Source organism: Georhizobium profundi, assembly GCF_003952725.1.
Taxonomy (GTDB): domain Bacteria; phylum Pseudomonadota; class Alphaproteobacteria; order Rhizobiales; family Rhizobiaceae; genus Georhizobium; species Georhizobium profundi.
Genome location: NZ_CP032509.1, coordinates 731,440 through 745,457 on the forward strand (window position 1 = coordinate 731,440; position 14,018 = coordinate 745,457).

Annotated in this window: 13 protein-coding genes; 11 read left to right on the forward strand and 2 right to left on the reverse strand. The window is 57.9% G+C overall.

The features are described 5' to 3' along the window. Positions 1 to 32 precede the first annotated feature (32 nt). The 11 genes from D5400_RS03505 to D5400_RS03555 all read left to right on the forward strand — a co-directional run bounded on the left by D5400_RS03505 (position 33) and on the right by D5400_RS03555 (position 10,961). Complete coding sequence (locus D5400_RS03505) at positions 33 to 1,019, forward strand: TRAP transporter substrate-binding protein (RefSeq protein WP_126007696.1); 987 nt, start codon at positions 33 to 35, stop codon at positions 1,017 to 1,019. A gap of 4 nt (positions 1,020 to 1,023) precedes the next feature. Further along, entirely contained in the window at positions 1,024 to 1,503 is a 480-nt protein-coding gene (locus D5400_RS03510) for a TRAP transporter small permease (protein WP_164527769.1), read from the forward strand. A 4-nt stretch (positions 1,504 to 1,507) separates the two neighbouring features. After that, a complete protein-coding gene (locus tag D5400_RS03515; protein ID WP_126007700.1) occupies positions 1,508 to 2,785 on the forward strand; it encodes a TRAP transporter large permease in 1,278 nt (425 codons plus the stop codon). A gap of 15 nt (positions 2,786 to 2,800) precedes the next feature. Then, positions 2,801 to 3,493: a hypothetical protein gene (locus tag D5400_RS03520; protein WP_126007702.1), complete on the forward strand. Its 693-nt coding sequence runs from the start codon at positions 2,801 to 2,803 to the stop codon at positions 3,491 to 3,493. Then, positions 3,480 to 4,436 carry an NAD-dependent epimerase/dehydratase family protein gene (locus tag D5400_RS03525; RefSeq protein ID WP_126007704.1) on the forward strand — a complete coding sequence of 319 codons (957 nt, stop codon included), beginning with the start codon at positions 3,480 to 3,482 and terminating at the stop codon, positions 4,434 to 4,436. The genes D5400_RS03520 and D5400_RS03525 overlap by 14 nt, the downstream gene beginning before the upstream one ends. Next, on the forward strand, positions 4,433 to 5,170 hold the full coding sequence (locus tag D5400_RS03530) for an SDR family oxidoreductase (RefSeq protein WP_126007706.1): 738 nt from the start codon (positions 4,433 to 4,435) through the stop codon (positions 5,168 to 5,170). The genes D5400_RS03525 and D5400_RS03530 overlap by 4 nt, the downstream gene beginning before the upstream one ends. Beyond that, positions 5,170 to 5,985 (forward strand): sugar phosphate isomerase/epimerase family protein, encoded by an 816-nt coding sequence (locus D5400_RS03535; RefSeq protein WP_126007709.1) that lies wholly within the window; start codon positions 5,170 to 5,172, stop codon positions 5,983 to 5,985. Before D5400_RS03530 ends, D5400_RS03535 begins: the two co-directional genes overlap by 1 nt. Positions 5,986 to 6,038: 53 nt before the next feature. Then, entirely contained in the window at positions 6,039 to 7,928 is a 1,890-nt protein-coding gene (locus tag D5400_RS03540; protein WP_126007711.1) for a bifunctional sugar phosphate isomerase/epimerase/4-hydroxyphenylpyruvate dioxygenase family protein, read from the forward strand. 799 nt (positions 7,929 to 8,727) lie between these two features. Beyond that, positions 8,728 to 9,447 carry an SDR family NAD(P)-dependent oxidoreductase gene (locus D5400_RS03545; protein WP_164527770.1) on the forward strand — a complete coding sequence of 240 codons (720 nt, stop codon included), beginning with the start codon at positions 8,728 to 8,730 and terminating at the stop codon, positions 9,445 to 9,447. Next, a complete protein-coding gene (locus D5400_RS03550) occupies positions 9,444 to 10,220 on the forward strand; it encodes an SDR family NAD(P)-dependent oxidoreductase (RefSeq protein WP_126007715.1) in 777 nt (258 codons plus the stop codon). Before D5400_RS03545 ends, D5400_RS03550 begins: the two co-directional genes overlap by 4 nt. Positions 10,221 to 10,274: 54 nt before the next feature. Next, positions 10,275 to 10,961 carry a DUF3047 domain-containing protein gene (locus D5400_RS03555; protein WP_126007717.1) on the forward strand — a complete coding sequence of 229 codons (687 nt, stop codon included), beginning with the start codon at positions 10,275 to 10,277 and terminating at the stop codon, positions 10,959 to 10,961. Between the two features lie 100 nt (positions 10,962 to 11,061). Here D5400_RS03555 and D5400_RS03560 read toward each other — a convergent pair whose 3' ends face one another. Together D5400_RS03560 and D5400_RS03565 are read right to left on the reverse strand one after the other, a co-directional pair. Further along, positions 11,062 to 11,529: a chemotaxis protein CheW gene (locus D5400_RS03560; RefSeq protein ID WP_126007719.1), complete on the reverse strand. Its 468-nt coding sequence runs from the start codon at positions 11,527 to 11,529 to the stop codon at positions 11,062 to 11,064. Then, positions 11,529 to 13,490 carry a methyl-accepting chemotaxis protein gene (locus D5400_RS03565; RefSeq protein ID WP_126007721.1) on the reverse strand — a complete coding sequence of 654 codons (1,962 nt, stop codon included), beginning with the start codon at positions 13,488 to 13,490 and terminating at the stop codon, positions 11,529 to 11,531. Before D5400_RS03565 ends, D5400_RS03560 begins: the two co-directional genes overlap by 1 nt. Positions 13,491 to 14,018 lie beyond the last annotated feature (528 nt).

Genomic DNA, 14,018 nt, shown 5'->3' on the forward strand with positions numbered 1-14,018 from the left:
CAAATGCCTCGTGAGCCTGGGAGGAGGAATACGTGTTCAAAGCCAAAACGCTGTACGCAACTGCATTCTTTATGGCCGCTGGAACCGCTGCCACGTTGGCGCAAGACGTTGTGACCATTCGCTTCGCGCATGCCATGCCTGCATCGCACAGCTACGAAACGTGGGTTACCGAATTTGCCGAAGAACTGGAGCGGCTCGCGCCGGGAGAGTTCGAGATCGTTTCCTATCCGAGTGCCCAGTTGGGCACCGAAACAGAATATCTCGAAGGTATTCGGTTCGGAACGATCGAGGGCGCAGTCATGGGTCGTCATGGGCAGATCGACCAGCGGCTAGAGGTGCTCAACCTGCCGATGATCTATCGAGATGCCGATCATATGGATGCCGTTCTCCGGTCGGCTGGACCCGTACAGGATGAACTCGATAGCATCATGTACGAGAACGGGTTCAAGGTGCTTGGATGGGGCGAGCTGGGCTTCAGGGATATTACGACAAACGGCGTGCCGATCCGCTCCGCATCGGATTTGCGGGGGATCAACATTCGTGTTCCCAACGTAGAGCCTTGGCTGATCGCATTCCGGGAGTGGGGCGCTAACCCAACTCCGCTGGATCTCTCAGAGCTCTATTCAGCTCTGCAGCAGGGAGTCGTGGATGCGCAAGAGAATCCACCGGAAGTGGTCGTCACGTCCCGACTGAATGAAGTTCAGGACACGCTGTCGCTTACGGAGCATGCTTCGATCCCGTCTGAGATGGTTATATCCACACGCGTCTGGGAAAGCCTTGATGAGGACCAGCAGGCGGCCGTCATGGAAGCGGCGACGATTAGCCGGGACAATCAAGTGTCTGCGACCCGTGAAGCCAATGAGGCGCTGCTGGCTGAACTCGAAGAGCAAGGCATGGCGATCGTCAGGGACGTCGATCGCGAAAGCTTTCGCGAAGGAGCCCAGGCGTCGTGGGCTGCTTTTGAAGACCGCATAGGTGCGGATCTCATTGCCAATGTCCAGGCGGCGGGCCAGGACTGATTCAATGGACACGATAAGCCGGGTATTGAGGGCCGCCATCGGCGGCCTTCTGGTAGCTCTCGTCGTCATCGTCGCCCTGGGGGTCGTCTATCGCTATTTCCTCCAGTCGTCGCTCTCATGGGGGACTGAAGTCCCTTCTCTACTGCTGGTCTGGCTTGTCTTTCTAGGCAGCGTCGTGGCGTACCACGAGCGATCGCACATAGCATTCACGATTGTTACGGATGCGCTGCCACCCGCACTTGGCAGGTGGAGTGAGGTGCTGGTGCTGCTGGTTACGCTTGTCTTCTTCGCGATCATGGCGTGGCTGGGTTTACGGCTCACCCAGCAGACCACGACATCTCTAACGCCCGCTCTGCGAATTTCGCAGGCTTGGATCTATGGCGCCGTGCCGGTGGCTTCCGGGTTGATCGTTCTGATGTCGTTGCCGCGGCTTGTCGCTGCGATTAGGGCCGCCACAGCTACACCTTCGGCTGAAGGGCGTTGATGCCATGCTTTTGATTGTTGCAGTCGTCTTCTTCGTTCTTCTCATCATCGGTTTACCGATTGGCTTTGGTATTGGCCTCGCTGCAATCGTCGCGCTGTGGGTTGACGGTGGCTACCCGCTTCTCGTGGTCGGACACCGGATGGTGAACGCTGTTTCTTCTTTCTCCCTCGTTGCCGTGCCACTTTTTATCCTTGCTGGCGCCCTTGCCGGGGAGACGTCGATCGCCCAGAGGCTCGTACGTTTTGCCGATGCGCTTGTCGGCCACATCCGAGGCGGTCTTGGTCAGGTCAATGTCGCGGCATCGATGTTCTTCGGAGGGATTTCCGGCTCGGCGGTTGCAGATACGGCGGCGCTCGGTTCACTGCTTATTCCACCAATGCACAAGCAGGGATATTCACGTGAAGATGCCGGTGCAATCACCATCTGCTCCTCAACGATCGGTGTGCTTATTCCTCCGTCTATTCCGATGGTGCTGTACGGCATAACGGTTGGCGAGAGCGTAGGGCAGTTATTCCTCGCAGGCCTCATTCCCGGAATTCTCGTCGGTCTCATGTTGATGGTCGCGGTGTTCACCATGGCCAAGCGGAAGAACTGGCCCCGCAACGACCGCAGAGCGACCGGTGGAGAGTTGTGGGAGAGCTTCAAGGGAGCGTTTCTGTCACTGCTTTTGCCCGTCTTCCTGCTCGGCGCAATCGTCAGTGGCCTGACGACTGCAACGGAAGCGGGCGTGATTGGTGTTGTCTACGCCCTGGTTCTTGGCGGTCTTGTCTATCGCGACCAGAGCCTTGGGGAAATGTGGCGGACCTTGGTGAACTCCGCAATTAACACCGCGGTGCCGCTTTTCATCCTTGCCACCACATCCGTCACAGCCTGGATCGTGGCGATCGAGCGGTTTCCCACCCTGCTTGTTGGGTTCTTCGAGGCGGGCGGGTACGGTCCATGGACAGTCATTTTGCTTATCATTCTGTTCTTGTTGATCGTCGGCATGCTGATGGATCTTGTCCCAGCACTGATCCTCTTCGCGCCCATATTACTGCCTGTCGCCCAGGCGGCGGGCTACGATCCCATCCATTTCGGCATCATCATGATCATGACCCTTGGTGTAGGCCTGGTGACGCCTCCAGTCGGCAACTGTCTCTATCTCGGTGCGGTCATTGCTAAGGTTGGCGTGGGTCGGCTGGCGGTGGCGACACTGCCCTTCCTGGCGGTCAACTTTCTAGCACTGCTTCTGGTCGCCTTTTGGCCTGCATTGACCCTGGCCGTTCCCAGCTTCTTCTATTGATCAAGGACTATAAGCATGACTGGTTTGCTTGGACGCGGTGTTCTCGCTAATTGGGGCGGAATCACAGACGATGCCGAGGTGGACTACAACGCTTGGCACAGTCTCGAGCATATGCCTGAGCGGCTGGCCATTCCTGGTTTTCGACGCGGACGCCGCTGCATCGCAGTGGATGGCGTGCCTCAGGATCGACGTTACTTCATGATGTATGAAACAGACGAGATCGACACACTCGCTTCCGCGCCATATTTGGCAAGACTCAATGATCCTACGCCTTGGACAACGCGCGTTCTCTCCGCCTATGTGGCGCCTTCCCGCACCGTCTGTCGTGTCCTGCAGACACGCGGGCGCGGAGTTGGCGGATGGCTCGCGACCTACGAGTTCAACGAACCATCTCGCGATGATGCTCGTGGCTTTGCAGTCGGCGGTTGGCTTGACCTTGTCTGCAAGCTTGATGGCGTGCTTGGGGCGCATGCTTTGGAAGGGGACCCGCAGTTCGGCCAACAGCCGACCAAAGAGAAGACGTTTCGTGAAGCTCGCGGCGACAAGGATGTCACCGTGGCGATCGCTTTGCTGGTCGAAGGCATGGATCGAAAATCGACAGAAACTGCAATGGCAGCACTTGATGCTGACATGGGCGCTCTGCGTGCAGATCGCGTGACTCTCTACGAAACGCAACACGTTCTGAGCGATGCCGATGCCCATCTCTGATTTGCCGGCGCTGGCAAGACCAGCGGAAGGTGCGCGTCGGGTGCTTGTCACCGGAGCTGCCGGATTTATCGGCGCCTGGATCTTGCGGACGCTTGTCCGAGAGGGCTGGGAACCCGTCGTCTTTGATCTCAGTCGCGATCGCCGGCTCGTGGCCGAAATTTGCGGAGCCGCGATCGCGGAAACACTGGATTGGATAACAGGAGATATTGCGAACGCCGAAGACTTGCACAGCGCTGCACGCGGAACCGACGCGATCATCCACTTGGCCGGACTCTTGACGCCAGGATGTCGCGCCAATCCGGCACGTGGGGCGCAAATCAACCTGATCGGATTGCTCAACGTTTTTGCCGCGGCGAAGGCCCTCGGTCATGAACGTGTCCTCTATATGAGTTCCGCCGGTGTTTATGGCCCCGATGGTGGCTCCATCCCTCAGCCGACGACCCTCTACGGTGCGTTCAAGCTAGCCGGCGAGATCTGCGCAAAGGCTTTTGCAGCCGATGACGGGATCTCTTCCATTGGGATAAGGCCCTACGTCGTCTATGGACCCGGTCGCGAACAAGGATTGTCGGCGGGGCCGAGTCTCGCTGCGCGAGCTATCGGTGAGGGACGGTCCTACACGATCCCATTCACTGGGCCGCTCGACATGATCCATGTCGGTGATGTGGCGGAAGCCTTTGTGACCGCGCTCAATACGAAATTCGAGGGTGCGCACATTGTCAATCTGTTCGGCCAGCGTCTTGAAGCGGAGGCGGTCGCGCGTGAGCTTCAATTGCTCGCGCCTTCAGGTCTGACAGTAAGCGCTGAAGGTCCTGCAATGCCGATCGTTCTGCCGCAAGCGGATAACAGCTCGAACCTGCTCAAAACGTGGTCACCGCGACCGCTCGCCGAAGGTCTTGCCCAGACGATTGAATTCTACCGGACACGAGCAAGGATCGTCGCATGAGGAAAGGTTTGTCGGGACAGGTCGCGGTCGTCACAGGCGCTGCCCGCGGTATCGGCGCCGGCATCGCCAAGCGTCTATCCGAAGATGGCGCACTTGTAGTGGTTTGGGACCTGTCAGACCAGGTTGACCCAACAGCAATCGGTTTCGAGCCTGCTGCGGTGGTCGCTGTCGATGTTGCGGATCCAAGGAGTGTGGAGGCTGCTGCCAAGCAAACAATCGCATTGGTGGGAGCGCCCCAGATCGTCGTTAACAACGCAGGTATCAACGGACCCGTCATGCCGGTGGTCGACTACGCCTACGATACATGGCGGCGAGTTGTTTCGATAAATCTCGACAGCGTCTTCTTGGTAAGTCAGGCGTTTATCCAGCCGATGGTGAACGCAGGTTACGGCCGGATCGTCAATGTTGCCTCGATCGCCGGTAAGGAGGGGGTGCCCGGTATTTCAGCCTATGCAGCCGCCAAGGCGGGAGCAATCGGGTTTACGAAATCGCTGGCAAAGGAGCTGGTTACCACAGGTATCACGGTGAATGCAGTCGCCCCTGTTATGGTTGAAACGCCACTGCTACAGCAGATGACGGCAGATCATATCGCGGCGTCCAAAGCAAAGATCCCGATGCAGCGGTTTCTTTCCATCGGCGAGCTCTCCGAACTCGTCTGCTTTGTCGCGAGCCCAGAATGTTCGTTCACGACCGGATTTGTTTTTGACGCCTCCGGCGGACGAGCCACTTACTGATGGCCCGGCAACAAGTCGGGCTTGCCCATCTGAGCGCTATCGATCTGCCGCCTGTGTCCTTGATTGATCTCGCGGTGGAGACTGGCTGTGATTCCGTGGCGTTGCGCCTTTACCAAGCAGCGCCAGGCACGCCCGTGTATCCTTATGCCCCGGGGACCGCTGAAACTGATCACTTAAACGCTCATGCTAAAGCAAGTGGAGTGAGGATCAGCGAAGTCGAGCTTTTGCCGCTGACGTCTGAAATCGACATCCGAGCTTTGAAGCCCCTGCTCGAAGTTGCAGCCGAGCTCGGCGCAAATGGCATAATAGTGACGGGTGATATCGAAGACCCGATCCTCATGCAGGAGCGGTTCACCCGACTGTGCGATATGGCCGGTCTATACGGCCTCAAGGTACACCTGGAATTCATGCGATGGCGTCCCATCGGCACACTCGAAGATGCATTGTTGCTGCTGTCACGCGCCAACTGCGACAATGCACATGTTCTCATAGACATTCTGCATCTTATTCGATCCGGCGGATTGGCCAGTGATGTTGCGCGCATCCCATACCGCTGGCTTGACATTGTGCAGGTCTGCGATGCCGCGAAAGAGTTGCGTGGGGACATCATTGCGGAAGCAAGGGGTGGCCGCCTGGGCTTAGGAGAGGGAGCACTTCCAATCCGTGAGCTTCTTGAAGCTCTCCCTGTAGAATGCTCGTTCTCGCTCGAAATACCCACCCAGGGTGATGTTTCCGACCGTAGTCGCATTCTCCAGCATTCTCGCTCCGAACTGTTGAACATTCTCGCCAGCGTTGATCCATGCGAAAGGACTTAGGGACCGGCTGACCAACTGAATGGGCTCTGTCTAAGTAAAGTTTGGGACGGTTTATGAAGACCTCAATTGCGACAGTATCTCTTTCCGGCGATCTTCGTGAGAAGCTCTCTGCCATCGCGGCGGCAGATTTTGACGGGGTTGAGATCTTCGAAAACGACTTTCTCGCATTCGACGGTTCGCCACGCGACGTTGGAGCGATGGTGCGCGACCATGGGCTCGAAATTACTCTCTTTCAACCATTCCGCGACTTTGAAGGATTACCAGAGCCGCAGCGAGCAAGAGCATTTGAGCGCGCGCGGCACAAGTTCGAGTTGATGAACCAGCTTGGTACGGATCTGATGCTGGTGTGCTCGAACGTATTGCCTACATCGCTTGGCGGCATCGATCGGGCAGCTGCCGATTTCAACGCGCTCGGAGATATTGCCAAGGAGCATGGCGTGCGGGTTGGTTATGAAGCACTCGCTTGGGGACGCCACGTGAATGATCATCGTGATGCGTGGGAGATCGTTCGGCGGGCCGATCACTCCAAGGTCGGGCTGATCCTGGACTCGTTTCACACGCTGTCGCGCGGCATCCAACTCGACACTATCCGCTCCATTCCCGGCGACCGCATTTTTATCGTCCAACTGGCGGACGCGTCGATGATGAGTATGGATCTTCTTTATTGGTCACGGCACTTTCGATGCATGCCCGGCGAAGGTGATCTTGATGTTGTAGGTTTTATGAGTGCGGTGGCTGCGACCGGCTATAGGGGCCCACTCTCACTCGAGATATTCAATGACCAGTTCCGGGGTGGATCATCTCGATCGATTGCCGTTGATGGACGACGTTCGCTCGTAAATCTAATGGATAGAGTTCGTCGGATCGAGCCTGAGAACGCGATTGCAGTCACGAAAATGCCGGATCGCATCGCCATCGTCGGCATCGAGTTCGTTGAATTCGCTAGTTTCGGCGACGAGGCGACAGAGTTGGAAGGAGTTCTGGCAAGTCTGGGATTCGTCAAAACATCGCTTCATGTTCATCGTGATGTTGCCTTTTGGAGGCAGCCTGAAGGCGGTGCAATCAATCTGGTGGTCAATAGGTGTTCTGAGGGATTCGCCCATTCCTCCTATTTGGTCCATGGAACGAACGCCTATGCGATCGGACTGCGTGTCGCAGACGCGTCAGATGCCCTTGAGCGAGCACGAGTGCTTGGCGCTGAAACATTCCATGAAACGCGCGGCGCGGGAGAGCTATCGATCCCCGCGATCCGGGGTGTCGGCGGCGGCATCATCTACTTCATCGACGACGCTCTCACAGCCATTTGGAGCCTAGAGTTCAACCAGGTTGAGGTTCCGGTATCCTTCGGGGCCGGACTAACAAAGGTCGACCATCTCGCGCAGTCCATGAATTACGACGAGTTGCTGACGTGGCTTCTCTTCTACATCTCCATCTTCCGAACGACCAAATCTGCAATAGTCGACGTCGTCGACCCCTCGGGGTTAGTCCGCAGCCAAGTCGTCGAAAGTGATGGATTTCGATTGACGATGAACGGGGCTGAGAACAGCCGAACACTGGCCGGGAAGTTTATCGCTGAAAATTTCGGATCTGCCATTCAGCATCTAGCCTTCAAGAGCGAAAATATTTTCGAAAGCGCCAGGCGGATGGCTGATCTCGGCTTCAAGCCGCTTCAGATACCAGAAAACTATTACAACGATCTGCAAGCGCGCTTCGGGCTGGATGACGGCCTGCTTAGCCAATTAAGAGAAAGCAACATTCTTTATGACCGTGAAGGTGAGGGAGAGTTTTTTCAGTTTTACAGTCACACCTTCGCGGAAGGCTTCTTCTTTGAGATCGTTGAACGACGTGGAGGTTATAATGGCTACGGCGGCACTAATGCGCCTGTTAGAATAGCTGCTCAAAAGCGTGCATTACGGCCAAAGGGCGTTCCAAAACTGGTCTGACCATCGCCGCTTTCAATTCTGAAGTTGCCCCCATGAAGAGCTTCAACGGGCGCTTCAGGCGCAATAGTGTCCCAGCTGCAGTGGCTATGAGCGCCTCACTGCAACAGTGGTTGTTCTGCTCGCCCTCTGGAGCGGTTGATTGACGGCTGGCGTGAAAGAAGCGGTTGGACGACTGGCGTTCCTGTCGCTTGACAAGTCGGCAGACACTGACGTGGTCCCCTGAATGTCACCGCTCATAGGCTAGCTCTGTCCGTATTTAATGTGAGCCCGTTGCCTTGGCGCGGTCCATCGTGTCGTTGAGGTCATCCACCGCGAAATAATGATTAGGAATTGCAGTGCCTGAATACTCATCGCTCGCGATGATAATCTGTGGTGCAGTCATGCCATTTCCAATTCGTCTCCGCCGGTTATTACAGCCGCGTCACGGCGTAACAGAATCGGTCGCGGCTCTTATCCACCCCATCTCAGTCCTTGGCGTCAGTTGAGCTGACCACACTTGAGAAGTGATTTCCCGCCGACGCTTTGGGGCCGATTCCAGACTGTCCGCTTCTGGGCGACGACGCCCGAATAGCCGCCGTCGCGCGCGAGTAGATCTGGACGACGGCTCGCGATCCGATCTTAGCCATTGGTATCCTCTCGCCGACTGCGGTCGGAAAATGAGTTCCTTATTCGCATCTTGCGAAACATCCGCTTCGGCAAACTCACCGGCTTTCAATTCAACGTGAGATGAGCCGACGGCAGTTTACCCGGTCGCGCGCTCATGTTCCTTCGCACGCTGTACTTGGCGAAGGGAAATCGCGTGTCGACATGGCAGGCCCCACAACGGCTTTCGAGAACCTATCTTGTGACCGGCGCAAGTTCCGGTATCGGGCTTGCGGTCGTGAAGCAGCTTTGCGCGCAGGGCCATCGTGTCATCGGGACAGGCCGGAGATCACGCACGTCCTTGCCGGTCGACTATCCCGACATCGAGTATCACGCGGTTGATCTGACCGAGGCGGCTGCAATCGAGCGCTTCATCGATGATCAGATAGACGGCCTGGATCGGGCAATCCTCTGCGCCGGCGCAGGCTTTTATCGAACCATTGAAGAGGAGCGAGCAAGCGAGGTCGAGCACATCGTTTCAATCAATTTCACCGCCCAGATCCGACTTGCACACGCACTTTACGGAAAGCTCGCTGCGCGCCACGGACGTCTGGGCCTGGTGGGCTCTGTCGCCCATAAAGGGGCGGACGCCATGCCGGTCTATGCGGCGACGAAGGCCGCGCTCGATGGGTTCGGGCGTGCGCTTGCTCTGGAATGGCAAGACCGTGTGGCCGTCCGCGTGTTGCACCCCGGTCCCACGAGGACAGGGATGGCCGAGCGGGCCGGGCGGCCGACAGACTGGCTCACGAAGCTGATGCTGCCGCCACAAACCGTTGCGGACATGGTCGTCGACGGGCTCGAAGCTGACAGGGGCTATCGCCAGACGCTTTCATACGGCCGATATCTGACGCGACTGCCGTTGCGAGCCGTGCGATGACGCGCGTGTTCATCACAGGCGGGGCAAAGGGGTTAGGGCATGCCTGCGTGCGCACCGCACTGAAAAACGGTTGCCACGTGACCGTCCTGGATGCCGACGCAAACGGTTTGGCGCAACTGCCCGCCGGCGTTGAGGCAATCCACGCCGATCTTTCGGACGCAGCCGACCTCAAAACGGCCATCGACCGACTAAGCGCTTCAAAACCCTTCGACATCGTCATCCTGAATGCGGGCATCAATGCGACCGGGGCTTTCGAAACGCTTCCGGTGGAACGGCAGGCAAAGCTCATCGCTGTCAACCTCACCGCACCAATGGTGCTCGCCACGGCGTTGATCCAGGCGAATACGCTCGTACGCAGTGGGAGGCTCGTTTTCGTCGGTTCCCTGTCCCATTTCGTCTCTTATCCGGGTGCCAGCACCTACGCAGGCACCAAGGACGGTCTAACTGTCTTCGCGCGCAGCCTGCGGCGGCCTCTGCGTCGGTCTCTCGGCATCCGCGTTCAGGTGGTCGCACCTGGACCCATGGACACCGATCATGCAACGGAGCACTCCCCGACGCCTGACGATCGCGGAACGAGGATGCCTCCCTCCGTCGTGGCCGACACCATCTGGCGGAACCGATCGGGCTTTCTCATCGTACCGGGAATGGCGGCCAGCGGCGCCTCTATCCTCGGCCGGCTGCTACCGGGCGTGGCCGGCAGGATCATGCGGCGAGTGATCTTCGAAAAACTTCAAGCCCGAACGTCGGCGCCGAGCAACCTGTCTTCGCGGTGAAGGGCTTCCCGTAGCGAACTGTGTCCATAACGATTTTTGACGAAGGAGCTGCCTATGACCTCGATAAAGTTTCCCATGACGCGTCGTGCCTTTGGGCTTGGCGCAGCTGCAACCGCCGGAGCGCTGTTTTCCGGCATCGGTGTGGCGCGTGCGGCCGCGGTGCCATTTGACGAGAGCTGGGAGCATCTGACCTTCCGCCGTCTTGAACCCAACCAGTTCACGTTGGGCGACGGACAGCTGCGCGTCGTCGCCGATGGCAGCTCTTCGATCTTTTACCGTATGTTGGAACATTCTTTTCATGGAGCCCAAAGAGCAAGCTGGACATGGCAGGTCGACAGTTCGGTGCCGCCGTCGGATCTGTCCACGATCGGCACAGACGATCGCAATCTCGGACTGTTCTTCGTGAGTGTCGATGCGGCAGGAGCCGAACGCGTTCGTCCGGGAACCAATATCCGCAGTCTCATGACCAACCGGTCGGCCCGGATCCTCATGTACACGTGGGGCGGAAACACACCCCTGGGAAGCGTGGTGCCGAGCCCACATGCGCCGGAGCGTCTTCGCAATCTCATCACGCGTCCGGCAGGAACAGGCCGTTTTACCGAAACCGTCGACCTTGCCGCAGATTTTCCGAAGGTTTTCGGTCAGCCGCTCGAACGCCTTGTCGCCGTTGCGGTCTCCTCAAACAGCGAGAACACACCGGCGCGCGTCGAGGCGACGGTCTCCGGGTTGACGGTAACGTAGCAACCGTCGGACGGCAGCCGCGATATTTCATCAGAGTGCTACCAACAATAGTCAGCGAGGAAGCGCTACGATGGATCGCCATACGCCGCGCTTCTGCTTTTTATGCAGCCAGTTCAGCCGGGTTCTTCGTCAGCAAGCGAGACAGGTTGAGGAAGCAGACCATCCCCGATGGCAATGGGATGATGCCTTCGGCATAGCTTCCGTCGAATTCGGCGGAGACGACAGGTACCGGTTGAATGTCATCCGGACTGACCGAAAGAATGTCCGACACCCGTTCAACGACAAGTCCGACAACCTTCCCGTGGACTTCTGCAACGACGATGGCACTGCGCTCTGTGGGTTGAGCGGCAGGCATGCCAAGGCGCGCAGCCAGATCGATGATCGGGATGACCGAGCCCCGCAGATTCATGACGCCGAGCACATCGCGCGGTGCGTGAGGAAGAGGTGTGCACGGTGCCCACCCCCTGATCTCCCTGATCGCGAGTGTTTCCACGCAGAACTGTTGGTTACCCAGATAGAACGCGATGATTTCCAAAGATGTGTTGGAGCCGATGAGTGAACCGGACATCAGAACTCCTCCCAGCTCTCATGGGACTGAGCGACCGCAGCGGCGCTGGATCCACCACCGAATGCACTCGCGAGTTTCCGGCCGAGCTTCCGGGCGGGTGAGTCCACAGACTTCGCGCGGTCAGTTGCGACAGCAGGCCCCTTCGTCACCGGCTTGTATTGGCTCTGGTAGCCGTCGACGATCTTGAACTGCGTCATCAACTCATTGAGCGCGACTGCCTCTTGAGCCAGGCTATGGCTGGCGGCGGTCGATTGCTCGACCATAGCCGCGTTTTGCTGTGTGCCCTGGTCGATGCTGTTTACGGCTGTGTTGATTTCCTTCAAGCCGAGTGATTGTTCCCGCGCGCTCTCGGCAATCGCTGAGACATGCGTGTTGATCTCCTGGACCTCCTGCACGATCGTTGACAGTGCCCGTCCGGTTTCGCCGACCAAGGTCACACCCGATTTAACCTGCTGACCGGAGGCGTTGATCAGAACCTTGATCTCGGTTGCCGCACGGGCCGAGCGTTGAGCGAGTTCACGGACCTCCTGAGCCACAACCGCAAAGCCTCGACCGGCGTCGCCAGCTCTTGCAGCTTCGACGCCAGCATTCAGTGCCAGCAGATTGGTCTGGAACGCGATGTCATCAATGAGACCAATGATGTTGGAGATTTCGATCGAGGATTTTTCGATCTCGCTCATCGCGACGATCGCCTTGTTGACGACGTCACCCGACCGCTCAGCTTCGACGCGTGTCTTCGCCACAAGCTGGCTGGCTTCTTCAGCACGCTTTGTGCTGTCCGCAACCGTGGTCGTGATCTCTTCGAGCGCAGCAGCTGTTTCCTCGACCGAAGCTGCCTGCTGTTCCGTGCGGCGAGACAAGTCATCCGCTGCGACCCGGATTTCTTCCGAGCCGGAATGGATCGCGCGGGCATTCTCCGTGACTGACACCATTGCTGCATTGAGTTTGCTGACGGCGTTGTTGAAGTCGGCGCGCAGCTTGTCCATCTCGCCGGCGAAGGGGCGATCCAGCTGATGGCTGAGGTCTCCGTCGGCGAGCTTGCCAAGCCCTTCGGCGAGAGCGTCGACCACTGCCTGGATTTCTGCAGCCTCCTTGGCCTTGAGGCGTTCGCGTTCCAGCCGTTCAGTCTCACTCATGCCTCGGGCTTCGATCGCCTCATCTTCAAGACGAACTTTCTCAATGGCAGCCTGCCGGAAAGCCTCGACAGCATCGGCCATTTTGCCGATCTCGTCGGCACGGCTGAGCCCCGGCACCATTGCTTCACGATCACCTTCCGCCAGTGACTGCATACGGCCATTCAACGCCGCGATGGGACGCGTGATGCCCAGTGTGGAAACGATCAAGGAGATGATTGCCATCACCACGGAAAGCGCGATGAGGGCAACAAGACTGATCAGGGCCAGCCGGTCACTATTGGATTTGAGGGCCGTGCTCTTCTCCTTGACGATGTCCGACATGCTTTCGCTCCAGACGCGGAGATCGGTCGTCAGGTCGTCAATGAAGAGATCAGTCTCGATCATGACCGCGCGGGCTGCGCCGTTATCGCCGCCAGCGTCGATATCAATAGCGTTGCCCGTGCCCTCAACGATCTGCGTAGCGCGATCGCGAAGCGACGAAAGCGCTGTTGTTTCCGCGGGCATCAGTTCCATGGCAGTCGAAAGACGTTCCACCATCTGCTCGGCGTTGCCTTGATAGCTTTCCAGCGCGACTGCATGCGCTGGTGAACCAGGTTCGCTATCGAGTGCCTGATAGGAGCGATAAGCGACAGACTGAAGATTTCTTGTCGCGCGGGAGACCATCGACGTCGCTTCGATGTCTGCCTCGATGAATTCTAGGAAAGTGGCGCTCGAGGAATTGGCTTCATAAGCCATGAACGCGGCGCCGCCCACAGAGGTCACGGCCAGCGCGACAACGAGCGTCAGAATTTTTGCTCGAATCGAAGCGTGCGACAGAAATTTCATGAGAGGTCCCCAACCTACAGCGGGGCAGAAGCTGTCATAGGCTCATCTCCGATGAGCAACGCCCAACGTTAGGATAAGAATCGCCACAAGTCAGATCTGCGAGAAAATGATCATCGCGGTCATTGGCGCTCATGGCCTCAAGACTGATCTTGCCCGCAGAAGCGATTACCGCCATGCATGATTGCGGTTTGGTTAAAAGGGCATACGACTTGTCGTAGTCACATTATGCTGGCAGCCATAAATGGCTGTGTCAGATGCGTCGCTCAAATTGCACAGTGACACCCAGCTAAAGACGACCAACCCGACTCGGCGTCGACCTTAATCCGAATTCCGGAGGGTCTTCGAGCCGCTTACAGCGTGCCGGACGTCTGCCGACCGACAAGATCTGTCAATCTATCCGGCCGCGCAACTCGGCACTCTGGATGTTCCGTGCGATCACAGGAATGCCTGCGTTCAAAATCCTGTCTTTCGTTACAAGTCCGATAGCTATCGCGACGCCGAGGCCGGCTGTCGTCAAAGCAACAGCGC

Excerpts from the sequence above, each read along its gene's own strand:
- D5400_RS03515 (WP_126007700.1), top strand. The coding sequence starts at position 1,508 with ATGCTTTTGATTGTTGCAGTCGTCTTCTTCGTTCTTCTCATCATCGGT.
- D5400_RS03540 (WP_126007711.1), top strand. The coding sequence starts at position 6,039 with ATGAAGACCTCAATTGCGACAGTATCTCTTTCCGGCGATCTTCGTGAG.
- D5400_RS03560 (WP_126007719.1), bottom strand. The coding sequence starts at position 11,529 with ATGTCCGGTTCACTCATCGGCTCCAACACATCTTTGGAAATCATCGCG.
- D5400_RS03555 (WP_126007717.1), top strand. The coding sequence starts at position 10,275 with ATGACCTCGATAAAGTTTCCCATGACGCGTCGTGCCTTTGGGCTTGGC.
- D5400_RS03550 (WP_126007715.1), top strand. The coding sequence starts at position 9,444 with ATGACGCGCGTGTTCATCACAGGCGGGGCAAAGGGGTTAGGGCATGCC.
- D5400_RS03565 (WP_126007721.1), bottom strand. The coding sequence starts at position 13,490 with ATGAAATTTCTGTCGCACGCTTCGATTCGAGCAAAAATTCTGACGCTC.
- D5400_RS03530 (WP_126007706.1), top strand. The coding sequence starts at position 4,433 with ATGAGGAAAGGTTTGTCGGGACAGGTCGCGGTCGTCACAGGCGCTGCC.
- D5400_RS03520 (WP_126007702.1), top strand. The coding sequence starts at position 2,801 with ATGACTGGTTTGCTTGGACGCGGTGTTCTCGCTAATTGGGGCGGAATC.
- D5400_RS03535 (WP_126007709.1), top strand. The coding sequence starts at position 5,170 with ATGGCCCGGCAACAAGTCGGGCTTGCCCATCTGAGCGCTATCGATCTG.
- D5400_RS03510 (WP_164527769.1), top strand. The coding sequence starts at position 1,024 with ATGGACACGATAAGCCGGGTATTGAGGGCCGCCATCGGCGGCCTTCTG.
- D5400_RS03525 (WP_126007704.1), top strand. The coding sequence starts at position 3,480 with ATGCCCATCTCTGATTTGCCGGCGCTGGCAAGACCAGCGGAAGGTGCG.